This window comes from Bradyrhizobium sp. 18BD, from assembly GCF_054185225.1.
On the sequence record NZ_JAVAYL010000013.1, the window covers coordinates 23,503 to 45,899 of the forward strand.

General features: G+C 63.9%; 19 protein-coding genes and 1 tRNA gene. 8 read left to right on the top strand and 12 right to left on the bottom strand.

Annotation, left to right across the window (positions count from 1 at the left end; genetic code table 11):
• Positions 1–20: 20 nt before the first annotated feature.
• Entirely contained in the window at positions 21–1,079 is a 1,059-nt protein-coding gene (locus RAD16_RS23085) for a class I SAM-dependent methyltransferase (RefSeq protein WP_458160150.1), read from the bottom strand.
• A gap of 215 nt (positions 1,080–1,294) precedes the next feature.
• Between RAD16_RS23085 and RAD16_RS23090 the strand changes: the two genes are divergently transcribed.
• Positions 1,295–1,885, top strand: coding sequence for a hypothetical protein (locus RAD16_RS23090; RefSeq protein ID WP_458160151.1), 591 nt, complete (start codon positions 1,295–1,297; stop codon positions 1,883–1,885).
• Here RAD16_RS23090 and RAD16_RS23095 read toward each other — a convergent pair.
• The 9 genes from RAD16_RS23095 to RAD16_RS23135 all read right to left on the bottom strand — a co-directional run bounded on the left by RAD16_RS23095 (position 1,882) and on the right by RAD16_RS23135 (position 12,161).
• Positions 1,882–2,961 (bottom strand): Acg family FMN-binding oxidoreductase, encoded by a 1,080-nt coding sequence (locus tag RAD16_RS23095; protein ID WP_458160152.1) that lies wholly within the window; start codon positions 2,959–2,961, stop codon positions 1,882–1,884. The genes RAD16_RS23090 and RAD16_RS23095 overlap by 4 nt on opposite strands.
• 111 nt (positions 2,962–3,072) lie before the next feature.
• On the bottom strand, positions 3,073–4,320 hold the full coding sequence (locus tag RAD16_RS23100; RefSeq protein ID WP_458160153.1) for a class I SAM-dependent RNA methyltransferase: 1,248 nt from the start codon (positions 4,318–4,320) through the stop codon (positions 3,073–3,075).
• Complete coding sequence (locus tag RAD16_RS23105; RefSeq protein ID WP_458160154.1) at positions 4,313–5,047, bottom strand: TlyA family RNA methyltransferase; 735 nt, start codon at positions 5,045–5,047, stop codon at positions 4,313–4,315. The genes RAD16_RS23100 and RAD16_RS23105 overlap by 8 nt, the downstream gene beginning before the upstream one ends.
• A 27-nt stretch (positions 5,048–5,074) precedes the next feature.
• Positions 5,075–5,629, bottom strand: coding sequence for a nucleoside 2-deoxyribosyltransferase (locus RAD16_RS23110; RefSeq protein WP_458160155.1), 555 nt, complete (start codon positions 5,627–5,629; stop codon positions 5,075–5,077).
• 37 nt (positions 5,630–5,666) lie between these two features.
• Positions 5,667–7,595, bottom strand: a complete 1,929-nt coding sequence (dxs, locus tag RAD16_RS23115) for a 1-deoxy-D-xylulose-5-phosphate synthase (protein ID WP_458160156.1) — start codon at positions 7,593–7,595, stop codon at positions 5,667–5,669.
• A 587-nt stretch (positions 7,596–8,182) separates the two neighbouring features.
• On the bottom strand, positions 8,183–8,434 hold the full coding sequence (locus RAD16_RS23120; protein ID WP_008132970.1) for an exodeoxyribonuclease VII small subunit: 252 nt from the start codon (positions 8,432–8,434) through the stop codon (positions 8,183–8,185).
• A gap of 73 nt (positions 8,435–8,507) precedes the next feature.
• The gene (locus RAD16_RS23125) at positions 8,508–9,437 is read right to left on the bottom strand and encodes a histone deacetylase family protein (protein ID WP_458160157.1); all 930 of its coding nucleotides are present in this window, start codon (positions 9,435–9,437) and stop codon (positions 8,508–8,510) included.
• Positions 9,438–9,570: 133 nt separating this feature from the next.
• Complete coding sequence (locus RAD16_RS23130) at positions 9,571–11,226, bottom strand: bifunctional metallophosphatase/5'-nucleotidase (RefSeq protein ID WP_458160158.1); 1,656 nt, start codon at positions 11,224–11,226, stop codon at positions 9,571–9,573.
• Between the two features lie 176 nt (positions 11,227–11,402).
• Positions 11,403–12,161 (bottom strand): enoyl-CoA hydratase-related protein, encoded by a 759-nt coding sequence (locus RAD16_RS23135; protein WP_458160159.1) that lies wholly within the window; start codon positions 12,159–12,161, stop codon positions 11,403–11,405.
• Between the two features lie 301 nt (positions 12,162–12,462).
• On the opposite strand from RAD16_RS23135, the gene RAD16_RS23140 reads away from it, so the two are divergent.
• Entirely contained in the window at positions 12,463–13,731 is a 1,269-nt protein-coding gene (locus tag RAD16_RS23140; RefSeq protein ID WP_458160160.1) for an MFS transporter, read from the top strand.
• Positions 13,732–13,868: 137 nt separating this feature from the next.
• Here RAD16_RS23140 and RAD16_RS23145 read toward each other — a convergent pair whose 3' ends face one another.
• Entirely contained in the window at positions 13,869–15,647 is a 1,779-nt protein-coding gene (locus RAD16_RS23145; protein ID WP_458160161.1) for an acyl-CoA dehydrogenase, read from the bottom strand.
• A 248-nt stretch (positions 15,648–15,895) separates the two neighbouring features.
• Here RAD16_RS23145 and RAD16_RS23150 point away from each other — a divergent pair.
• Positions 15,896–15,970, top strand: a tRNA-Gln gene (locus RAD16_RS23150).
• Positions 15,971–16,108: 138 nt separating this feature from the next.
• Here RAD16_RS23150 and RAD16_RS23155 read toward each other — a convergent pair.
• Positions 16,109–16,915 carry an IclR family transcriptional regulator domain-containing protein gene (locus RAD16_RS23155; RefSeq protein WP_458160162.1) on the bottom strand — a complete coding sequence of 269 codons (807 nt, stop codon included), beginning with the start codon at positions 16,913–16,915 and terminating at the stop codon, positions 16,109–16,111.
• A gap of 147 nt (positions 16,916–17,062) precedes the next feature.
• Between RAD16_RS23155 and RAD16_RS23160 the strand changes: the two genes are divergently transcribed.
• The 5 genes from RAD16_RS23160 (at position 17,063) to RAD16_RS23180 (ending at position 22,293) form a co-directional block, all read left to right on the top strand.
• Positions 17,063–17,992, top strand: a complete 930-nt coding sequence (locus tag RAD16_RS23160; protein WP_458160163.1) for a DMT family transporter — start codon at positions 17,063–17,065, stop codon at positions 17,990–17,992.
• A 20-nt stretch (positions 17,993–18,012) separates the two neighbouring features.
• Entirely contained in the window at positions 18,013–18,876 is an 864-nt protein-coding gene (locus tag RAD16_RS23165) for a hypothetical protein (protein ID WP_458160164.1), read from the top strand.
• 49 nt (positions 18,877–18,925) lie between these two features.
• Complete coding sequence (locus RAD16_RS23170; protein ID WP_458160165.1) at positions 18,926–19,384, top strand: pyridoxamine 5'-phosphate oxidase family protein; 459 nt, start codon at positions 18,926–18,928, stop codon at positions 19,382–19,384.
• A 296-nt stretch (positions 19,385–19,680) separates the two neighbouring features.
• The gene (locus RAD16_RS23175; protein WP_458160166.1) at positions 19,681–20,733 is read left to right on the top strand and encodes a LacI family DNA-binding transcriptional regulator; all 1,053 of its coding nucleotides are present in this window, start codon (positions 19,681–19,683) and stop codon (positions 20,731–20,733) included.
• A gap of 201 nt (positions 20,734–20,934) precedes the next feature.
• Positions 20,935–22,293, top strand: coding sequence for an ABC transporter substrate-binding protein (locus tag RAD16_RS23180; RefSeq protein ID WP_458160340.1), 1,359 nt, complete (start codon positions 20,935–20,937; stop codon positions 22,291–22,293).
• The last annotated feature ends 104 nt before the right edge of the window (positions 22,294–22,397 follow it).

Genomic DNA, 22,397 nt, shown 5'->3' on the forward strand with positions numbered 1-22,397 from the left:
CGCGCGCGTCCGCTTCAGGCTCAGATCCGCGCCTCGAGGATCAGGTTGAACGGCGTTTCGGCGGCGCGGCGGAAGCGCGTCAGGCCGCCCTCGTTCGCGACCTTACGTAGCCTTGCCTCGCCGGCCTGCGCGCCGAGTGCGAGGCCGACCTCCTGGTCGAGCGAGGCCGGCGTGCAGATCATGGTCGACGCCGCGTAATAGACGCGGCCGACCGGATTGAGATTGTCTTCGAGACGGTCGCCGGCAAATGGCTCGACCAGCATGCAGGTGCCGTCCTTCGCCATGCTCTCGCGCACATGGCGGATGGCGCCGACGGGATCGCCCATGTCGTGCAGGCAATCGAAGAAGCAGACGAGATCGTAGCCTTCGGCCGGGTAGGTCTTGGCCGAATGGACCGCGAAGCTGACGCGGTCGCCGAGCTTCGCCTCCGCGGCGGCCTTTCGTGCCGCCTCGATCGAGCCCTCGTGATAGTCGAAGCCGTAGAAGCGCGAATTGGGGAAGGCTTCCGCCATCAGCCGCGTCGAGACGCCGTGACCGCAGCCGACATCGGCGACCTTGGCACCGCGCTTGAGCTTGTCCACGACGCCATCGAGCGCAGGCAGCCACTCCTGCACCAGGTGATGCATGTAGCCGGTGCGGAAGAAGCGGGCGGTGCCGCAGAACAGGCACTCGCTGCGCCGGTTCCAGCCGACACCCTTGCCGGACTTGAAGGCGTCCGTGATCTTCGGCTCGTCGAGAAACGCCGCGGCAATGACGTTGCCGACGGCACCGAGGAACACCGGGCTGTCCGGGTCTGCAAGCGCCATCGCTTGCTCCGGCAGCATCGAGAATTTTCCGGATGCCGAGTCATATTCGACGTAGCCGGACGCCGCCTGGCTCGAGAGCCATTCGCGGACATAACGCTCCGTCGTTCCGGTGGCGCTCGCCAGCTCGGCGGACTTCATCGGCCCCTTGGCGGCGAGGGCGCGGTAAAGGCCGAGCTTGTCGCCCAGCAGGACCAGCGATGCGTTCATCGCCGCCCCGACCTCGGTGATCATCTTGCCCATAAAGGCATTCAACCTGTCGGTATCGACGTCCATGATAGCCTCCATGCATGTGGGGCATTTTCAAAGGTCTGCGCACGCGCAGCACGGCGCGCGCAGCCTTGTAATTAGGTCCGCCCGCCACAGGTGAGGTTCAAGGCGTCAGGAAAAGGTGATGGCCGGAACTGGGTGGCGTGATCACGGGCATTGCGTGGCTGGCATTTGCACGATCCTGGGCATATAATCAGCGAGGTTTTTTGACGGTCACCTGAATGCCCAACTTCGCTCGTTCCTGCGGTCTTGCCACTCTCCTCACCGTGCTCTGCTTCGGCGGAGCGCCGGCTCATGCGCAGGTCGCGCCCGTGCAGTATTGGATCCCAGGCGGGGCTTTCGGCTTTGGCGGCAGCACCGACAGCTACGGCAATTTTCCGAGCTTCAATGCCGGCGATGCCAAGGCCGGTTATGATTTTCGTCCCGGCTTCGTTGTCGGAAGCCAGCACGGCAGCTTCGGTCTCGGCGGGTTCAGCCAGCCCGCGACGGTCGGCAATTTCAGCGCGCTGTCTTATGACAGCACGCAGTTCGGCTACAACACCAAGACCGCAGGCGGCATGCCCGTCACGTTCTTTGCCGGTTTCAACGCGATGAAATATGGCGACGGCATCGGCAGCTCGCTTGCGCCGCTGACCTCGGGTGTTACGCCCGGCTATGGCGCGTTCGCAGGCGTCGAGTTCAAGCCGACCTCGAACCTCAGCCTGTCGTTCGGGGCCGGGTTCACCCAGCAGGACTCGAGCCGCATGGACAGCGACATCAGGTCGAACATGCTGCCCGGCGAATCGCCGGCATTGAGCGGGCTGCGGCGCTAACGCTGCATCACCTGCTCCGGTGGACGCCGCAGAGATTTCGGCATGTCCGGACCGGTTCCGAAGCGCATCACGATATCGGGGCGCCGTTCGCCCAGTCCGAGCGAGGTGGCGAATTGCGGCCTAAGTGCTGCCACCTCGACCGGCTGGTTGACGAACGAATATTTGAGCCCCAGCGCGGTCGCCTGCAAGCCGAAACGCTGGCAGGCGCGGCCGACCGCGATCCAGTGCGCCTTGTCGCTGCGATCGGCTGCCAGCACGACGACACCCGCAGAGCTGTCGAGCTGCTCCCGGTATTTGCTGTTCTCTCCATCCTCGGTGAAGAAGAGGCTCAGGAGCGGTCGCGCGATCCATGCAGGCAGGGACGGATTTCCCGAGACACGCGAAAACAACCCGTCCGTCGTCGCAAGCGCATCGGTCTCGTTGAAGCGCATCCAGCTCACGAGCTCGCGCATGAAAGCCTTGTCACGCATCTGCGCTGAATTGCCCTCGATCACATAGTCGGTGACCGTCTTGATCGCGGCGCGCTCGGTCATCAGGATCGCAGCGACGTTCGGCTCGCGGCAGGCGTTCTCGAGCTGGCGCAGGATCTCGGGCCTAGCCTGCTTGCCGTCGAAGACTGCGCGGGTGCATTGCCTGAGGGGAATCGCGCCGGCCAGCGCCGATGCAACCGGCGGCGCCTCCTCGAGTGCGAGCACGATCCGGTCGCCGTCGACGACCGGGCTCGCGCGCCAGCCGAGCGTGGACGCCGAGAGAATGAGATTTTCGGCGGCGCAGCCGAGGCTGACGAAGAGGTGATGATCGTCCGGATCGACGGCCGGACAACGGCGAGCGAAGTCGGGCGCAATCGAAATCTCGTTGGCGTGGGCGGAGAAGATCCACGGCTGGGTGTTGTGGCTGTTGGCTGCTAGCGTCGCAAAGCGCACCAGCTCGCGATCCCTCGGCGCAGCCTGCAGCGGGGCTCGCGACGCTTTCACGGCTTCATCGTAGGTCATCGTCGCCGCTTTAGCAGGGAGGCTGCTGATCGCGGCCGCAGAAAGCCCGAGCGCGGTCGCGATGAACTGTCGCCGGTCAACCACAAAAATCCGCTCCACATCCTGTTGCGCAAGGACGCTTTTAGCGTCAGCAGACGCCGGCGCGATTGACCGGAATCAAAGCTGGAGGGTGCGGATCAATCCGGAATTCGCGGCCTAGCGCGCGAACCGCGCGACCAGCTCAACATGCGCGGTGTGGCGGAACTGGTCGACCGGAACGACGCTCTCGATTCTGTAGCCGCCGTCGATCAGCAGCCGCGCGTCGCGGGCAAACGTCGCGGCGTTGCAGGACACGGCTACGACCACCGGCACCTTGCTTGCGGCGAGTTTCAGCGCCTGAGCCTGCGCGCCCTGGCGCGGGGGATCGAACACGACGGCGTCGAAGTCGCGCAGCTCCGGCGGTACCAGCGGGCGGCGGAACAGGTCGCGCGGCTCGGCCTTGATCGGCTTCAGGCCGGGCGTGCGCGCGGCTTTCGCGAGTGCGGCGATCGCGCCGGCGTCGTTGTCGTAAGCCGTGACGCGCGCCTTCTCGGCGAGCCTGAGCGCAAACGGCCCGACGCCGCAGAAGAGGTCGAGAACCTCCTTGGCCTTGCCGACGCGCTCGGCAACGAGCGCGGCCAGCGTCTCTTCGCCCGCCACCGTCGCCTGCAGGAATGAGCCCGGCGGCAGCGTCACCTCGGCACGGCCCATCTTCACCGACGGCGGCAGGCGTTGCAGCACCAGCTCGCCGTGCCGCGTCAGCCGCGCCAGGCGATGCTGCTCGGCAACGCGCGATAGCGCCGTGACCAGCGGCGTCGGCAGCGGACCGGAGCCGCGCACGTCGACGTCGAGGCCGTTGGCAGTCGCAGTGACCTGGATGTCGAGCGGCTTCGTCACCGGCATCTTCGACGTCAGCGGCTCGGCCAGCGCCCAGGCGGCATCGAGCGCGCCTTCGAGCGCGGGATCGAGGATCGGGCAGCGATGGATCGGGATGACGTCGTGCGAGCTCGCGGCGGAGAAGCCGACCTTCAGCACGTCATGCGTGCCGAACCGTCCATGCAGCGTGACGCGCCGGCGGCCCGCGCCATGGGCATCGACCAGCGGCGCCACCTCGCAATCGATGCCGGCCTGCGCCAGCGTCTCGACCACGATGTTGCGCTTCCAGGCATGGTATGGCTCGGCCGCCCAGTGCTGGATCGCGCAGCCGCCGCAGACACCAAAATGCGGACAGAATGGTTCGATGCGCTCGGGGCTCGCGACGTCCACCGCCAGCAGCTTGCGGCGGTCGGGATGATGGCCGGCGACGTGATCGACCTCGACGGTCTCGCCGCCAAGCGTATAGGGCACATAGACTGCATCGCCCGCCGTCAGCGAGACGCCGTCGCCGCGATGGCCGACGTGATCGATCGTGACGCGTTCAACCACGGCGCGCGCCCAGGAAGAATTCGATGTTGCCGTCGCCGCCCGCGATCGAGGAGGGGAACACCTCGATGTCGGTGCAGTCGAGCGAGGCAGCGAAGGCCGCGATGTCGTCGCAGATTTCCTGATGCACGGCGGCGTCGCGAATGATGCCCTTCTTGTTATGCTTTCGATCGGCCTCGAATTGCGGCTTGATCAGCGCCAGGAGGCTCATTGGCGCAGCCGCCAGCGACAGCGCAACAGGCAGCACGGTTTTCAGCGAGATGAAGCTGACGTCGATGACGACGACATCGGGCCGCGCCGGCAGGCGCTTGCCCTCGTAGCTGCGGATGTCGGTCTCCTCCATCGACACGATCTTGGAATGACCGCGCAGCGAGGGATGCAGCTGGCTGGTGCCGACATCGATCGCGAACACCAGGCTCGCGCCGTTCGCCAGCAGCACCTCGGTGAAACCGCCGGTGGAGGCACCGACATCGAGGCAGACATGGTCCTCGATCTCGATCGGGTAGCGCTCCAGCGCGCCGGCGAGCTTGACGCCGCCGCGGGACACATAGGGATGCGCAGGCTCGGCCTGGATCACGGCGTCCTCGGCGATCGTCTCCGAGGGTTTTGACACCTGCTTGTCGTCGGCGGTGACGAGGCCGGCCTCGATCGCGGCGCGCGCCCGCGCCCGGCTCTCGAACAGGCCGCGCTCGACCAGCAGAACATCCGCGCGCTTGCGGGCAGGGGACATGATCTCTCCGAAAGACGATAGAAACGTCTATGTAGCGATCAATCGCGCGGCTGCCATCCGGACGCAAGTCTCGAACGCGGCCAGATCGTGCCAGACGTCGGCCGGCATCGCGGCCGGCGTCACCAGCGGGCAACCGTGCAGCTCCAGCGCGTGGATCATCATGAGATTGTCGACGAGACCGAAATCCTCGACCGTCAGCCCCTGCGCGTCGACCAGCCGCCCATCCTGGGACGTGACAGTCGTGAAGCGCGTGACGCGATCGGCGTAGCTAGCCGGATCGTTGCAATAGGCCAGACAAAATTTGCGGCGCCCGGCCATGTAGCCGAGCTCGTAGACGGTGCCGGGATCGGCGCCGGCGCCGCGGAACGGCGTCAAATTCGCGATGGTGGCATCGGCCCCGTCCATCATTGCCTCATTGCCGCAGAAAATCTGCCGCGACGCGTCGGCCGCGGCGAGGTCGATGGCGTTGTCGAGGGGGTAGAGGCCGGTGAGGCCGTGCGCAGCGCAGATCGCGACCTTCTGCTGGCCGATCTCAACCGCATCCGGCAGGAACACGTCGGGACCTGCCAGATAGATTTTCATGGAAGTCGCGCTGCTTCGGATGGTCGAAGCTCGCCCCTCAGGCGAGCTTGACTGTCTCGGCCTTCACGTCCTTGCCGAGCGCTTCGAACACCTTGGCGACGATGCCCTTGGCGTCGAGGCCGGCGCGGGCGTACATCGCCGCAGGCGTGTCGTGGTCCTGGAACACGTCGGGCAGCACCATCGAGCGGAACTTGACCATGCCGGTGTCGAGCACGCCCTGGTCGGTCAGGAACTGCGCGACATGCGAGCCGAAGCCGCCGACCGAGCCTTCCTCGACCGTGATGAGGACATCGTGGTCGCGGGCGAGCTTGAGCACCAGCTCGGTGTCGAGCGGCTTCATGAAGCGCGCATCGGCAATCGAGGTGGAGAGACCGTGAGCGGCGAGCTCGTCGGCCGCCTTCTCGCATTCGGCGAGACGGGTGCCGAAGGAGAGCAGGGCGATCTTGTTGCCCTGGCGGATCATGCGGCCCTTGCCGACCTCGAGCGGAACGCCGACGTCGGGCATCTCGATGCCGCGGCCTTCGCCGCGCGGATAGCGCAGCGAGCTCGGGCGATCGTCGATCGCAACCTGGGTCGCCACCATGTGCACGAGCTCGGCTTCGTCCGCCGCCGCCATGATCACCATGTTGGGCAGACAGCCGAGATAGGCGTTGTCGAACGAGCCGGCATGGGTCGCACCGTCGGCGCCGACGAGGCCGGCGCGGTCGATGGCGAAGCGGACGGGCAGGTTCTGGATCGCGACGTCATGCACGATCTGGTCGTAGCCGCGCTGCAGGAAGGTTGAGTAGATCGCGCAGAACGGCTTGTAGCCTTCGCTGGCAAGACCGGCGGCGAAGGTCACCGCGTGCTGCTCGGCGATGCCGACGTCGAAGGTGCGGTCCGGGAACGCCTTGTTGAAGATGTCGACGCCGGTGCCCGACGGCATCGCCGCGGTAATGGCGACGATCTTGTCGTCCTTCTGGGCTTCCTTGACGAGGCTCGCGCCGAACACGTTCTGGTAGGCCGGCGCATTCGGCTTGGCTTTCGCCTGCGTGCCGGTGGCGACGTCGAACTTGACGACGGCGTGGTACTTGTCGGCGGACGCTTCCGCCGGGCCGTAGCCCTTGCCCTTTTGCGTGACGACGTGGACCAGGATCGGGCCTTCCTCCATGTCGCGCACGTTCTTCAGCACGGGCAGGAGGTGGTCGAGATTATGGCCGTCGATCGGGCCGACGTAATAGAAGCCGAGCTCCTCGAACAGCGTGCCGCCGTCCATCATGAAGCCGCGGGAGTATTCCTCGACGCGGTTGGCGCGGTTGGCGATGATCTTGGGCAGGCGCTTGTTGATCTGCTTGGCCGCATCGCGCAGCGTGCGATAGGTCTTGCCCGAGTAGAGGCGCGACAGATAGGCGCTCATGGCGCCGACCGGCGGCGCGATCGACATGTCGTTGTCGTTGAGAATCACGATCAGGCGCGAGTTCATGGCGCCGGCGTTGTTCATGGCCTCATAGGCCATGCCCGCCGACATCGCACCGTCACCGATCACTGCGATAACGTTGTTCTTGCCGCCGGAGAGGTCGCGCGCGACGGCCATGCCGAGACCGGCCGAGATCGAGGTCGAGGAATGCGCGGCGCCGAACGGATCGTAATCGCTCTCGCTGCGCTTGGTGAAGCCGGACAGGCCGCCGCCGGTGCGCAGCGTGCGGATGCGGTCGCGGCGTCCGGTGAGGATCTTGTGCGGATAGGCCTGATGGCCGACGTCCCAGATCAGCCGGTCGCGCGGCGTGTCGAAGACGTAATGGATCGCGGTGGTGAGCTCGACCACGCCGAGACCCGCACCGAAGTGACCACCGGTCACCGAGACGGCATCGATGGTCTCCTGCCGCAGCTCGTCAGCGACCTGGCGAACCTGCTCGATCTTGAGCTTGCGCAGGTCGTCCGGCGTCCGGATGGTGTCGAGAAGCGGCGTCTTACTGTATGCGTTCACGGCGATTTCCAATTTGTCAGCGCCGGAAGATCGTTCCGGTGCGCGATGGGTTTGCACAATATCGGCGCAGCGCGAGTCCTAAAACCGTCGGAGCCACCTGCATGGGGCAAGGCCCCGTCTTCAAGCTTAGGTGAGCTTAAGTGCGCTCCGGTTCAGTCTCTGTGATCCCTGTCACTTAGATCGGCTTCGTCCGTCCCAGCCAATTTCATTAGCAGTTTGAAGCGCTTGTCGTCGGTAATCGATGCCCACGCAAGGCTTACAAAAAGCCACACTCCGCGCAGCTTTACACCAAAGCTTGGGCCAAAGCCAACCCGCTGGGTCGATTACAGGCATACCAGTGCAACCCGCGGGCCAGAGTGGTTAACCGTGGCGCCGGGTTTAGGGTTCCAATTTTGCCCGGTTCCCCGGCACGATTTTGGCCGGGAGTAAGCCCTTTTTGGACGGATTCGGGAGGGTGAAGGGGCCCCGCGCCGAGTTCCCCCAACTTTATGTCGTCTCGGTTGCCGCTGAAGCGGGAATCATCGGCGTGCAATCATGAAAAAATGCAGGCGGCCGATGCCGGGAACGGGCCTCTCGGCCCGGCAATCTTACTGAACGTCGAGCGGCGCGGTTCCGGTGGCCTGACCGCTGGCATCAGTGGTGATCTTGTCCACGCGCGCTTCGGCCTGGCGCAACAGTTCCTCGCAGCGGCGCTTCAGCGCCTCGCCGCGCTCGTAGATCGTCACGGATTCCTCGAGCGGCACCTTGCCGTCCTCGAGCCGCTTCACGATCGTTTCGAGTTCCTCGATCGCGCGCTCGAAGGTGAGCCGGGAGACGTCGACTTGGGTATTTTCGGCCATATCCGTTTCCGATTGCCCGATTTGCTTCTGATGCAAAACAGCAGCGTTTTGCGGGCTTAATGTGGCAGGTGGGTCAAGCGCCCATCAGGGCGCCGACATGCGCCGTAACAGATTCTTTCAGTCCTTGCAGGTCATAGCCGCCTTCGAGCACGGAAACAACGCGCCCCCCAGCGGACTTGTCGGCGAGATCGATCAGCTTGCGCGTGACCCAGGTATAGTCCTCGGCGCGCAGATTCAGCGAGGCCAGCGGATCGCGGTAATGCGCATCGAAGCCCGCCGAGATGATGAGCAGCTCGGGACTGAATTTTTCGAGCTGCGGCAGGATGAGGTTCTCGAACGCGGAGCGGAATTCGGGGCCGCCGTCCTCGGAGGCGAGCGGCGCGTTGACGATGGTGTCGTGGTCGCCGCGCTCGCCTTTCGCGCCGGTGCCCGGAAACAGCGGCATCTGATGCGTCGAGCAGTACATCACGGTGGGGTCCGACCAGAAAATGTCCTGCGTGCCGTTGCCGTGATGCACGTCGAAATCGACGATGGCGGCACGCTTGATGCCGTATTTGCGCTGCGCGTGGCGCGCGGCGATGGCGACATTGTCGAAGAAGCAGAAGCCCATCGGCTTGCCGATTTCGGCGTGATGGCCGGGCGGGCGCACCGCGACGAAGGCGTTGCGGTGTTCGCCGTTCATCACCGCTTCGGTTGCCGCCACCGCGCCGCCGACGCCGCGCATCACCGCCTCCCACGTGCCGGGAGACATCGAGGTGTCGCCGTCGACATAGACCTGTCCGCTGGTCGGAGCGATGTGGCGCAGCTCGGTGACGTAATCCTCGTTGTGGCACAGCGTCACGAGATCGAGATCGCCTTCCGGCGCCTGGTCACGAACGAGGTACTGGAAACGCTCATGCGAGAGCGCTTCCTCCACCGCGCGCAGGCGATCCGGTCTTTCTGGATGTCCCGGCGGCGTAACGTGGTCGAGGCAGGCCTTGTGGGAGAGGAGAAGCGTGCTCATCAGGTCGGCCTCACTGAATACGGGCTCTTGACGTCGTTGGCGCATCCGGCGCGAAAACGCAATGCAAAACCCAATCTATGCGTTCCACCGGGAATGGCAAACGCCTGTCCCGTTACGGCCCGTTTAATCCGGATCAATTCACGCGCAGGATGCGGGTCGGCGGCAACGGACCGATCGGCCCGTGCGCCCGGAAAAACGCGAACAGCGCGTCCGCGTCGTAGCCGCCATATTGCGGCGATGTGCCCTGCTTGGCGACGGTAAAGCCGTCGCCGCCGACTGCAAGGTAATCGTTGACGGTGACGCGGTAGCCGCTTCCGGGCTCGATCGGCCTGCCGTTGAGCGCCATCTTCTCAAGCGCGATTCGTTCACCGAACGGCTTTGACGCATCCCAAGAATAGCTGAACCCGTTCGACACCTGCAGGATCCGCGGCCGCGTCGGATCGAGCCATTGCTGCTCCAGCATGTCCTTGAGCTGGTTGCCGGTCAGCGTCATCGTGACGAGGCGGTTGCGGAACGGCTGGCTGGCGAACAATTCGCCAAAGGACACCGCGCCGTTCTCCTTCGGCACGATGTCGGTGCGGATGCCACCGGGATTGGTGAGCGCGATGACGGCGCTACCATCCTTGGCGTCCTTGGTGGCAAAGAGCTGCGCATCCGCGATCACGTCGCCGAGCGGGCTTTCGCCGGCTTCGTTCGGAATGCGCGACAGCGTCTGTGTCACCGATCCCGCCGGGCGATTGGCGATCGGCGCGGACAGCTTGTCGTAGGCATCTATCAGCGCGGTCTGCTCGGGGTCCTTCGCCAGCGAGGCATTGGCGACGATGACGTTGTCGGCCTTGGCGTCGACGATGTCGCGGGTCACAGGATCGAGCTTGAGATCGATCGCCGTGACCAGCGTGCCGTATTTGTCGCCGCTGGTGACCAGCCGCCCGTCGATCTGACAGATGTAGGCACGATGGGTGTGGCCGCTGACGACGACGTCGACGGCGCGATCGAATTTCTTGACGATGTCGACGATCGGCCCGGTGATGGCAGGGCATTCATTGTAGTCGCCGGAGGGCTCGCCGCCCTGGTGGATCAGCACCACGATCGCCTCGACGCCGCGCGCCTTCAATTGCGGCACCAGCGCATTCACCGTCTCGGCCTCGTCACGGAATTCGAGCCCGGCAATTCCGGCGGGCGAAACGATGCCCGCGGTTTCCTTCAAGGTCAGCCCGATGAAGGCGACGGGGATGCCTTCGAACTCACGGATCTCGTAAGGCGGCAGCACGCTCTTGCCGGTCGCGGTCTCCACAGTGGAGGCCGCGAGATAATGGAATTTGGCGCCGGTGAAGGGATGCGGTCCCTGGCAGCCGTCGACCGGATGGCAGCCGCCGTTCTGCATCCTGAGCAGCTCGGTCTTGCCCTCGTCGAACTCGTGATTGCCGACCGAGGTGATCGCAAGCCCCATCATCGAGAGGGACTCGACAGAGGGTTCGTCGTGGAACATCGCCGACAGGAACGGACTCGCGCCGATCAAATCGCCGGCGGCGACGAAGATCGTGTTCTTGTGTCCTTCGCGCAGTTGCTTGACCAGCGTCGCCATGTACTCGGCCCCGCCTGCCGCGATCATCACCTTCCTGGTCTTGTCCTCGGGATCGTTGATGCGAATTCCGCCCGGCGGCGGCCGCAGATTGCCGTGGAAGTCGTTGATGGCGAGGATGCGCAGCTCGACCGGCGCGGCGGTCTGGGCCGAGGCGGGGAGGGCGAAGGTGAGCGCGAGAGCGGCAAGGATGGATCGGTATCGCATGGAACCAGACTAGTCGTTCCGCGCGAAGATTTCACGAAAGTTCTTGCTGTCATTCCGGGGCGCTACAAAGTCGCGAGCTATGATGCGCAATTGCGCATCTGAGAATCCATCGTGCCTCAGCGTCGATGGATGAATGGATTCCGGGTTCGCGCTAAGCGCGCCCCGGAATGACGCCCCTACCGCTTCTTCCTGTTTGCGAACGCGTTGAACGCGGCAATCGCGTCGTCGGACTTCAACCGCTCGCTGAACAGATGGGCCTCCTGGTCGATGCGGCGGGTCAGATTTTCCGGCGGGGTGCGCAGCAGCTTGCGCGAGGTCGCGACCGCTTCGGCCGGCAGCCGGCAGATCTCGCGCGCCACCTTGCGCGCCTCGACCTCGGTATGTCCCGGCGAGACCACGGTATTGACGAAGCCGGCCGCGTGCGCCTCCGCGGCGGTAAAGGTCCGCCCCATGATCAGCATCGCAAAAGCGCGCTGGTAACCCATCGTGTTCGGCATCAGGAGGCTGGCGGCGCCGACCGGCACGAGCCCGAGATGGATATAGGGCGCGGAAAAGGTCGCCGCGTTCGAAGCCAGCACGTAGTCGCAATGGAACAGCATCACCGTGCCCATGCCGATCGACGCGCCGTCGACGGCTGCGATGATCGGCTTGGTGTTGAGGGCGAGCGAATAGAGAAACTTGGCGCCGTCCGACAGCGTCTCCGGGCGCGCGGTGTCGGCCTGGAGAAAATCGTCGATGTCGTCGCCGGCCGTGAACACGCCGGACCCGCCGGTGATGATCATGCAGCGGATGTCGGGGTTGTTCTGCGCGGTGTCGATCGCGCGGCTCATCTCCCGGTACATGCCCTGCGTGATCGCGTTCTTCTTGCCGGGACGGCGCAGGGTGATGACGCGTGTTCCACGCTCTTCGGTGACGACGATATTGCCATTCGGCATAAAGACCCCCTGCGGCCGCCGCGACGCCTGACTTTGGCGAGTCTCGCGAGCGGCAGCCTACATGATCTCGCAGGCGTGCCAATCCGCCCGCTCGACCTTTTCGAAAACGTCCCCGTGAGCCAGTCGCAGGGCGCTGCCGCTTTTCCGACCGGGAACTGCACTGCGCAGGATCACATGGGTTGTATCGCTTCGCACATGCAGTTGCGCATTGCAACAAATGGCTACAATGTTTAATTTGAAAAACCAATGGTTGTGGGGCACGATCACCCCATGCCGTTCCATTTGGCCGATTGCTCGATCGATGATTGCCGCAGCGGGCGCTGACGAATCCTCGCTGCGCTATCGCGGCTGGCGCGTCGTGCTGGCCTGCTTCCTGATGGCCTTCTTCATGTTCGGGTTCGGCCTCTACGGCCAGGGCGTCTATCTCGCCGAGCTGCAGCGCGCCCATGGCTGGCCGGGCACGCTGGTCTCCGCGGCCAGCACCTTCTCGTTTCTCCTGACCGCCGTCCTCGTCATCTTCACCGACGATCTGCTCGCCCGTATCGGGCTGCGGCCGCTGATCCTGTGCGGCCTGACGGCACTCGGCGCTTCGACGGTGCTGCTGGCGCTGATGCAGACGCCCTGGCAGCTCTATCTCGCCTATGCGCTGATGTCGGTCGGCTGGACCGGCATGGGCACGGTGGTGATCGCGACCGTGCTGAACGCCTGGTTCGAACGGCGCCGCGGCCTCGCGCTCAGCCTTGCCTTCAACGGGGCTACCTGCGGCGGCATCATCCTCGTTCCGCTGTTGCTGTCGCTGACAGGCAGCATCGGCTTCCGGTCCGCCATGCTGGCGGCCACGATGGCGATGGTAGTGCTGGTATTGCCCGTGGTCGTCATCTTCATCGGCTGGCCGGCGAAAATGTCGCAGGCGTCGGGCGACCGTCCGTCCGGCGGCGGCACCGCCGCGCCGGCCCATTCCCGAAGGGCGCTGCTCGCCAACGCGGCGTTCTGGACCATGGTGCTGCCGATCGCGATCGCGCTGCTGGCGCAGATGGGATTCATCATCCACCAGGTGACGTTCCTCGAGCCGCTGATCGGACGCTATGCTGCGGGCCTTGCCGTCACCATCATGGCGGCTATGGCGGTGGTCGGGCGCCTCTCGCTCGGCCTGTTCGTCGACCGGCTCGATCCGCGGCTGGCCTGCGCGGCGTCGATGACGAGCCAGGCCGCGGCGCTGTTCGTGCTTCTCCAGAGCACCAGCCCCACGGTGCTGCTGGTGTGCTGCGCCGTCTACGGCTTCTCGATCGGCAACATGATCACGTTCCCGCCCTTGATCATCCAGCGCGAGATCGGCTCTACGGCCTTCGCCGCCGCGATGGGATTGGGCACGTCGATCAGCGGCGTCGTCAGCGCCTTCGGCCCGGGCATCGTCGGCCTCGTGCGCAGTTTCACCGGCAGCTACACGATGGCATTCGCGATGTGCGTCGTGCTCGATGTCATTGCAGCCGGTATCGTGCTGTGGCGGCCGGGGAAGCGCGTAGAGGTGTCGCGAGATCTGTCACCTGAGCGAGATCGTAGAGTGGGTTAGGCCCGTAGCCCGGATGGAGCGAAGCGTAATCCGGGATCCGTGCCACAAGCGACAACGGCCCCGGATTGTGCGGAGCCTGTCATCGGGCGGCGCTTCGCGCCGACCCGTTGGCTCCATCCGGGCTACGAGACCTCAACTTACCCCAGCAACACCGCATCTGCCGCGGCGACCGACTCCGCACTCTCGGTCACCGTGCGCTCCAGCGCCCCGGCCTGCACACTGATGTTCTCGGCGAAGAAACGCGCGAGCGACACGTAGCGCGATGCATCCGTGTTGCCGTCGGCCTTCGCCGCGAGCGCCTCGGAGGCCAGCATGCAGCCGCCGAGTGTCGCGCCGAACTGCTGCAGATACGGCGTCGCGCCGGCGAGCGCCTCGTTCGGCGCGGAGGTCACGCGCTCCAGCAGCCATTTGCTGGTGCGCGTCAGCGCCTCCAGCGCCTCGCGCAGTTTCGTGCCCGTGGTGCCGAAGGCGGGATCGTTGGACGCTTCGACCTGCTTGACGGTCGCGGAAAGTTCATCGAGCAGCGCCCACACCGAGGCGCCGCCATTGGCCGCCAGCTTGCGCGTCACGAGGTCGATCGCCTGGATGCCGTTGGTGCCCTCGTAGATCGCGGTGATGCGGGCGTCGCGATAGTGCTGGGCCGCGCCGGTCTCCTCGATGAAGCCCATGCCGCCATGCACCTGCACGCCGAGATAGGCCACCTCGTTGCCGATGTCGGTGGAATAGCCTTTGGCCATCGGCGTCAGCAGCGCCGCGCGCGCGGCCGCATCGGCGCGCACCTTCGGGTCCTTGGCGCGTGTCGAGACGTCGATCGCGACGGCGGTCGCATAGCAGATGGTGCGCGCGGCCGCGGTCTGCGCCCGCATCCGCATCAGCATGCGCTTGACGTCGGGATGCACGAAGATCGCATCCGAGCCGTCGCCCTTCTTGCCGATGGCGCGGCCCTGCTTGCGCTCCTGGGCATAGGCCAGCGCCTGCTGATAGGCGCGGTCGGCAACGCCGACGCCTTCGAGGCCGACGCCGAGGCGGGCCTGGTTCATCATCGTGAACATGCAGCGCATGCCCTGGTTCTCTTCGCCAATCAAAAAGCCGATGGCGCCGCCATGATCGCCCATGGTCATGGTGCAGGTCGGCGAAGCATGCATGCCGAGCTTGTGCTCGACGCCGCTGGCAAAGATGTCGTTGCGTGCGCCGAGCGAGCCGTCGGCGTTCACCATGAACTTGGGCACAAGGAAGAGCGAGATCCCCTTCGTGCCGGCGGGCGCGTCGGGCAGACGCGCCAGCACGAAATGCACGATGTTATCGGTCATGTCGTGCTCGCCATAGGTGATGAAGATCTTCGTCCCCTTGATGCGATAGGTGCCGTCGGCCTGCTTCTCGGCGCGGGTGCGCAGCGCGCCGACGTCGGAGCCGGCCTGCGGCTCGGTGAGCTGCATGGTGCCGGTCCATTCGCCGGAGACGAGCTTTTCGAGATAGATCGTCTTCAGCTCGTCGCTGCCATGCGCGTCCAGTGCCTCGATCGCCGAGGCCGTCAGCAGCGGGCAGAGGCCGAAGGCGACGTTGGCGGCGCTCCAGATCTCGGTGCAGGCGGCGTTGATCGCGATCGGCAGGCCCTGGCCGCCGAAATCTTCGGGGCCCGACACTGCGTTCCAGCCGCCCTCGGTCCAGCGCTTGTAGGCATCCGGCCAGCCCGGCGCCGTGGTGACCTTGCCGGCGTCGAGCTTGATGCCGTGCTCGTCGCCGACCTTGTTGAGCGGCGCCAGCACATCGGTTGCGAACTTGCCGGCTTCCTCCAGCACGGCCGCGGCAACGTCGGCGTCGAAATCGCCGTAATGGCCGGCTTCCACGGCAGCCTTCAGGCCGGCGCCATGGTTGAGCGACAGCAGCATGTCAGAAATCGGCGCGCGGTAGGTCATGGCTCACTCCCGTCGACATCATTGGCGCCGTATTCCCATGAAACGGCTGAGGTCTCAATGGGCGGGATGCCCGGGAAAGGGTCATGACCGGGACTATAATACTATAATAGAGTATGGCGCGGTCGCCCCCGAGGCCTGTGGTATTTTGCCCCTCCAGGCGGTTGAAATGCCGCGCCGCTCCCTATAGACCGGCTGCGACCGAAGGGAATCTGCGGGAGCTATTCACCCCCGTTCCGTCAGTCGCCTGTTGGGGCGTAGCCAAGCGGTAAGGCAGCGGATTTTGATTCCGCCATTCGGAGGTTCGATCCCTCCCGCCCCAGCCAGCGCTTAAGCTGTTGAGTTCGTTGTGCAAGTAGGTTCTATGCCGCCAATTTTCTTGGGCGCGTTTGGAAATTGAGATTCTGAAGCGCTAATTAACGCGCAGGGCGTCACGCGGCGAGTGTTGCGAGCTACCGGCTGGCTCACATGCGAACGCGAAGAACGCTGTTGGCCTTGTCCGCGGCCCGTTGCAATACCGGCAAGAAGCGGCGCTGGAGATCTTCGATCGACGCCCGACTGGTCGGCGCTACCACTTTCATCGCCGCAGCAATTTTCCCGTTCCGATCAAACAGAGGAACGGCGATTGAGCGTACTCCCTCTTCGAATTCCTGATCGCCCAAAGCCCAGCCTCGTTGACGCGCAAGCGCTATCGCCTTCTTCAGTCGCACTGGATCAGTGATCGTGTTTGGACTTCGCTTCGCTAACTTCGCCTTTCCAAGCTGCTCGTCGAGGGCGGCGGGGTCTAAAGCTCCCAGGACGATATGTCCCAGAGAGGAAGCGTGGGCAGGAATGCGTGATCCGACGCTGAGAGTGGCATTGACGACCCGACGGGCCTGGACACGCGCGACATAGATGACATCCGGCCAATCCAGCACCCCCACGGTGCAGGACTCGTTCAACTCGTTCACGACCTCTTCGATGAAAGGCTCCAGCGTTTCCCACATATTTTGCGAGGACAGATACGCGAACCCGAGGTCCAATACCTTTGGACGGAGCGTGAATGATTTCCCATCGAAGCTGGCATAGCCAAGATCGTTCAAAGTGAGCAGGAAGCGTTGGACGGTGCCCCGGCTCAAGCCTGTTTGCCGCGCAGCCTCGCTGATCGTCAGCGACGGATGATCGCGATCAAAGGCACGGATAACCTCGAGTCCTCGCTGTAAGCCTTGGATGAAATAGCGCGGCTGTTTGGCTGGGCCCGCGCGCTTGGCTGTCTTGATCGTCTTCATCATCGACTTCCCATCGTCCGCTTATCGGACAAACGGTCCACGAGTTCAATATCCGATGCTTGTCCGTTTATCGGACAAATGTCCGAATATTGACCGATCTGCATCTGCCGGTTATTCTGGCGGCTGCCGCAGACCACAGAAATTCATCCCTTGGCGAAGCCATCAAGCTCCGAATACCTGCGTGGCGCACTCTACGGCCTCGCGACCGCGTGCATCTGGGTATCCTGGATCGTGGCCGCGCGGCTCGGGCTCAGAACGAGCCTCAACCCCTGGGACATCACGGCCATTCGTTGTGGTGTCTCTGGAGTCATCTTGCTGCCGTATCTGCTGAAGGTGGGTGTTCCCGCTGGCCGGCTGGGGGGACCGGGGCTGGCGGCGATTGTGCTGGGCGGCGGGGCGCCGATGGTGCTGGTCGCCTACGGAGGCCTGCAGTTCGCCCCGGCAGCCCACGCAGCATCGCTATTTACTGCACTCATCCCCTTGCTTGTTGCGATCTTGGCCGCTGTCGTCCTTGGCGAGACATTCAATGTTTCAAGGCAGATCGGGCTTGCCTTGATCGTGACTGGGGCTCTCCTCATCGTCGGTGGCGCGGGTGGCACGATCGGATCGCCGCAAAACATCGGCCACGCCCTGTTCATCGGCGCGGCCATGTTGTGGGCCTGCTACACCGTCGCGATGCGCAAAGCGAGATTAGACGGGCTCCACGCGGCCGCTATCGCCGCTATCGGGTCACTGATCGCTTACGTGCCAGTGTACGCCGTCATGTTCGGGGCCAATCTGCTCAATGCACCTTGGCGCGACGTCGCTCTGCAAGCCCTCGTCCAAGGACTTCTCACGCCCATTGTATCGTACTGGCTTTACGGACGCGCGGTCAGCATTCTTGGCGCATCGAACGGCTCGGCGTTCGCAGCCCTAAGCCCTGCCATGACGGCACTCGTGTCCGCGCCGCTCCTCGGCGAATGGCCGGCAACGGGTGATTGGATCGCAATATTTCTAATTTCTGGTGGTGTGTACGTTGCAAGTGGAGGCTTGGTCCGGGTCCGACGAGCCGGACACCGAGCCGCTCCCCGGTCGCAGTGATACAAGGTGAGGTGGCAGTCATGGCAGCAGCGACATTGGCCGGCGCGGCCAACACCGTGTGGACGGAAGACACAAGGATTGATCAAGCTTCGTGCGAGGATCTGGGACAGCTCGTGGCAAGGCGCTGGCTGGAACGCAGATCTCTTCCATTGATCGATGAGAGCCTGTCCATGGAAAGGGCGCTGTGCGCCCGAGACAAATTCTTGAGCCTCATTCAGCCGCTGTTGGGAGCTCCTCTGGGATACAAGGTCGCAGCGATAACGCCGCCAGCACAGAGGGATCTGGGCATCAATCAGCCATTAGGCGGCATCTATCTTGCTGGGATGTTCATTTTCGAGAACAACGCTCCGGTCCCGATCAGCTACGGCAATCGACCGATTGTTGAGGCGAAATTGATGGTCGCCGTCAGGGATGAGGGTATCAACGAAGCGAAAACGATCGAGGACGCAGCGAAGCACATTGCGTACATTTTACCAAGCATCGAGCTCGGGGATTCTCTCGCTGACATCGGGCAAAAGCTCACCGCGCCGATCTTGATGCTCTACAATGTCGGCGCACGCGCGGCGCTTCTCGGTCCACCCATCGCTTTCGATGGCTCGGAGAAAGCTATTCGAGCGCTCAATTCGCTCGTTGTGACCACGACAGATTCAAGCACCGGTCGTCATATCGACAGACAATCGGCCGACGCCATGATGGGAGGCCCGCTCGATGCGGTGCTTTGGATTATTCGAGACCTGCACATTCGAGGTGTGAGGCTGCGCGCCGGGGATCGCTTGGGGCTCGGAGCCTTGTCGCGCGTGCGGCCGATGCCAGGTCTGCTGCTGGAGACGCGATGGGAGGGACTTACGGAAAGTCCAACGGTGGTCAGAGCGACATTCGAATAGCGTCAGCGGGGCGCTGTTTTGGCATTCGGTTCATGTTTGAGAGGCGAGCGTGACAAAGAGATTTGCAAAGGCCGAAAAGATAGTCTTGTGCTGGCTTGCAACGGTTGACGCCAGGAACAGGCCCAATGTGACACCCAAGGAAATTTTTGCAGAGATCGGCGACGGCTCACTTGTCATCGCCGATATTGCTTCGGCCGGTAGCGTGCAAAACATCAGAGCCAATCCGGCGGTCTGCGTCAGTCTGATAGATGTCTTCCTTCAGCGAGGACGAAAGCTGGAGGGTGCAGCCGAGATCATCGCGCCGGATCACCCCGACTTCACCGGGCTGGTTGCACCACTGCTTGGGATGACCGGCGGCAAGTTTCCGATCCGCCACGTGATTTCCGTCCGTATCGAGCGCGCATCACCTATGCTCGCGCCGAGCTATCTGTTCTTTCCTGAGCGGAGCGAGGAGGAGTTGCAGAACGACGCCTATCGGACCTACGGCGTCCAACCGATTAGAGGATGATCGCGAGTCTCGCATCGCAGAACCTTGGGAGGAGGAGAAGTCTAGCCAACTCGGGATGCGGCGTATGAAAGGCGGTCTGTCATTTGGAAACGGCTTCCAAGCTATTGAATTTGCTGGAGCTCGTTTTTTTCATTTTTTCTAAATGCCCCTTGAAATCATTGGACAATCAAACGGATTTTGATTCCGCCATTCGGAGGTTCGATCCCTCCCGCCCCAGCCAGATTTTTTCCACACAGCCTGCCCGTGCACGAATACCATGACACGGCACTGATCAATCAGATTCGGCCGTGGCGGGGATGGTAGCTGGTTCAAAGAGAGCGCGTGGAGGCAGCGGCCGCGTCAAGCTCGAGGAGGTTGCCCGCAAGGCCAATGTCTCGACCGCGACCGTTTCGCGCGCCTTCAACGAACCCGACAAGGTCTCCGAAGAGGTCAGGCAGCGGGTCAAGGATGCCGCGCGCGCGCTGAACTGGATTCCGAACGCGGCCGGGCGGGCGCTGGCGTCGCGCCGGACGCATATCGCCGGGGCCATCATCCCGACGCTCGACAACGAAATCTTTGCCCACCAGATCAGCGGCATGCAGAGCGTGTTCAGCGAACGCGGCTTCACGCTGTTCCTGGGCTGCTCGAACTACGATCCGCACGAAGGCTTGAAGCAGGCCGATGCCATGCTGGCGCGTGGCGTCGAAGCGCTGGCCGTGGTCGGTGAAAGCCATCCGCCAGAACTCTTCGAGGCGCTCAATTCGCGCGGCATTCCCTATGTCGTGACGTACTCCTACAACAAGCTGTCGCCGCATCCGTGCATCGGCTTCGACAACCGTGCCGCCTTCCATCGCATGACGGATCATTTGCTGTCGCTCGGCCACCGCCGCTTTGCCGCGATCTTTCAGCCCGACACCAACAACGACCGGGTGAAGCAAAGGCTTTGCGGCGTCCGTGATGCGCTCGCCACTGCGGGCCTTGAGATCGCCGCGCAGGATCTGATGATGGGTCCTTCGACGCTGGAGTTCGGGGCGGAAAGTTTTGCGGCCTTGATGAGCCGAACGGGCGGGCCCAGGCCCACCGCGATCGTCTGCGGCAACGACAATCTGGCGATCGGCGCGCTGATGGCCGCGCGGGAAGGCGGCTTGGAGGCGCCGAGGGATTTTTCGATCACCGGCTTCGACGACCTTGCGATTTCATCACGCTTCTCTCCCGGGCTGACGACGATGAAGGTCGACAACCAGCAGATCGGCGTCCTCGCGGCCAACGAGCTGCTCGCCGTGATCGCGGGCGAGCAGGCGCAGGTTCAATCCCGCGAGATCGTGCCCGTCCTGAAGATCCGCGAGAGTGCGGGCGCGCGAGGCCGCTGACGCGCGAGCGCCAGCAACGATCATCGCTTCGATAGCCGCGCAAACGCCCCCGAAGCGGACGCTTGACAGCATATATGTAAGCGCTTACATGAGCGCGTTTTTTAAAAGCCATGAAAGCACCCGGCGGGTCTCTCGCCGGAACGGGACGGAGAGGAAACGAGAATGCGCGATAGCCTTTTGCGATGGGCCAGGACCTGCTCGATGGCGGTGTCCCTGCTGCTGCCGGTGATGGGAACGGCAAGCCCGGCAGCCGCCGAGGAGAAGCTCGTCGTCTGGTGGAACAAGGGCTACTACAAGGCCGAAGAAGACGCGCTGCTCGACGTCATCAAGAAGTTCGAGGCCAAGACCGGGGTCAAGGTCGAGCTGTCGCAATATGCGACGCAGGACATGATGCCGAAGCTGGTGGCCGCGCTCGACGCCGGCAGCCCGCCCGACGTCACCTATGCCGACACCTATCACTTCCAGGGCGCCGGCAAATGGGCGTCCGAGGGCAAGCTGGTCGACCTGACCTCCGTCCTCACCCCGATCAAGGGCGAGTTCTCCCCGCAGTCGCTCGAAACGGTCATGCTCTACAACGACAAGACCAAGGCGAAGGCCTACTACGCCTTCCCGCTGAAGCAGGCGACGCTGCATCTGCATTATTGGAAGGACATGCTCGAAGAGGGCGGTCTCAAGGACACCGACATCCCGAAGGACTGGAAAGGCTTCTGGTCGTTCTGGTGCGACAAGGCGCAGCCGGCGGTGCGCAAGGCCTCCGGCAAGCGCATCTACGGCATCGGCCATCCCATGGGCGTCGACGCCACCGACAGCTTCATCTCCTTCCTGGTGTTCATGGACGCCTACAACGTCGTGCTGGTCGACGATAACGGCAAGCTCCTGGTCGACGACCCCAAGGTGAAGGCCGGCCTCGTCGCCGCCATGAAGGACTATGTCGAGATCGCCGCCAAGGGCTGCACGCCGCAATCGGCGACGAGCTGGAAGGACCCCGACAACAACGTCGCCTTCCACAACAAGACGACGATCATGACGCACAATTCGACGGTGTCGCTCCCCGGCAAATGGCTGGACGATGCCGGCAACGAGACGCTCACCACCGAGCAGCGCGACGAGGCGAAGAAGAACTACTACGACCGCATCCGCACCATGGTCTGGCCCAATAAGCCCGACGGCACGCCGGTGCACACCCGCGCGTCCGTGGTGGTCGGCCTGATCTTCGAGCAGGCCAAGAACAAGGATCGCGCCAAGGAGTTCGTCTCGTTCCTGCTGCGCGATGAGAACCTGCAGCCCTATATCGAAGGCGCGCTCGGCCGCTGGTTCCCGGTCAAGACCGCGGCGCAGAAGTCCGCTTTCTGGGACGGCGACGTGCATCGCCGTGCCGTGCGCGACCAGTTCTTCGCCGGCGTCGGTGGTTACGAGATGAGCAAGAACTACAAGTTCACCACCCTCAACAACGAGAACGTCTGGATGAAGGCCGTCAACGCCATCGTCACCAACAAGGTGCCGGTCGAGAAGGCCGTCGACGACATGATCGTTCGCATCAAGGAAGTGGCCGGCAACTGATCGCCGGGTCCGAACAGTACCGCTCACGCGCTGCAAGGCGCGTGAGCGGCAGGGATCGTCAGTCGTGGATCGCCTGTCGCGAGCGAAGCTCTGTGGAGATCGTA

Excerpts from the sequence above, each read along its gene's own strand:
- RAD16_RS23165 (WP_458160164.1), top strand. The coding sequence starts at position 18,013 with ATGGCAGCAGCGACATTGGCCGGCGCGGCCAACACCGTGTGGACGGAA.
- RAD16_RS23120 (WP_008132970.1), bottom strand. The coding sequence starts at position 8,434 with ATGGCCGAAAATACCCAAGTCGACGTCTCCCGGCTCACCTTCGAGCGC.
- RAD16_RS23130 (WP_458160158.1), bottom strand. The coding sequence starts at position 11,226 with ATGCGATACCGATCCATCCTTGCCGCTCTCGCGCTCACCTTCGCCCTC.
- RAD16_RS23085 (WP_458160150.1), bottom strand. The coding sequence starts at position 1,079 with ATGGACGTCGATACCGACAGGTTGAATGCCTTTATGGGCAAGATGATC.
- RAD16_RS23110 (WP_458160155.1), bottom strand. The coding sequence starts at position 5,629 with ATGAAAATCTATCTGGCAGGTCCCGACGTGTTCCTGCCGGATGCGGTT.
- RAD16_RS23090 (WP_458160151.1), top strand. The coding sequence starts at position 1,295 with ATGCCCAACTTCGCTCGTTCCTGCGGTCTTGCCACTCTCCTCACCGTG.
- RAD16_RS23145 (WP_458160161.1), bottom strand. The coding sequence starts at position 15,647 with ATGACCTACCGCGCGCCGATTTCTGACATGCTGCTGTCGCTCAACCAT.
- RAD16_RS23175 (WP_458160166.1), top strand. The coding sequence starts at position 19,681 with ATGGTAGCTGGTTCAAAGAGAGCGCGTGGAGGCAGCGGCCGCGTCAAG.
- RAD16_RS23140 (WP_458160160.1), top strand. The coding sequence starts at position 12,463 with ATGATTGCCGCAGCGGGCGCTGACGAATCCTCGCTGCGCTATCGCGGC.
- RAD16_RS23180 (WP_458160340.1), top strand. The coding sequence starts at position 20,935 with ATGGCGGTGTCCCTGCTGCTGCCGGTGATGGGAACGGCAAGCCCGGCA.
- RAD16_RS23125 (WP_458160157.1), bottom strand. The coding sequence starts at position 9,437 with ATGAGCACGCTTCTCCTCTCCCACAAGGCCTGCCTCGACCACGTTACG.
- RAD16_RS23155 (WP_458160162.1), bottom strand. The coding sequence starts at position 16,915 with ATGATGAAGACGATCAAGACAGCCAAGCGCGCGGGCCCAGCCAAACAG.
- RAD16_RS23105 (WP_458160154.1), bottom strand. The coding sequence starts at position 5,047 with ATGTCCCCTGCCCGCAAGCGCGCGGATGTTCTGCTGGTCGAGCGCGGC.
- RAD16_RS23135 (WP_458160159.1), bottom strand. The coding sequence starts at position 12,161 with ATGCCGAATGGCAATATCGTCGTCACCGAAGAGCGTGGAACACGCGTC.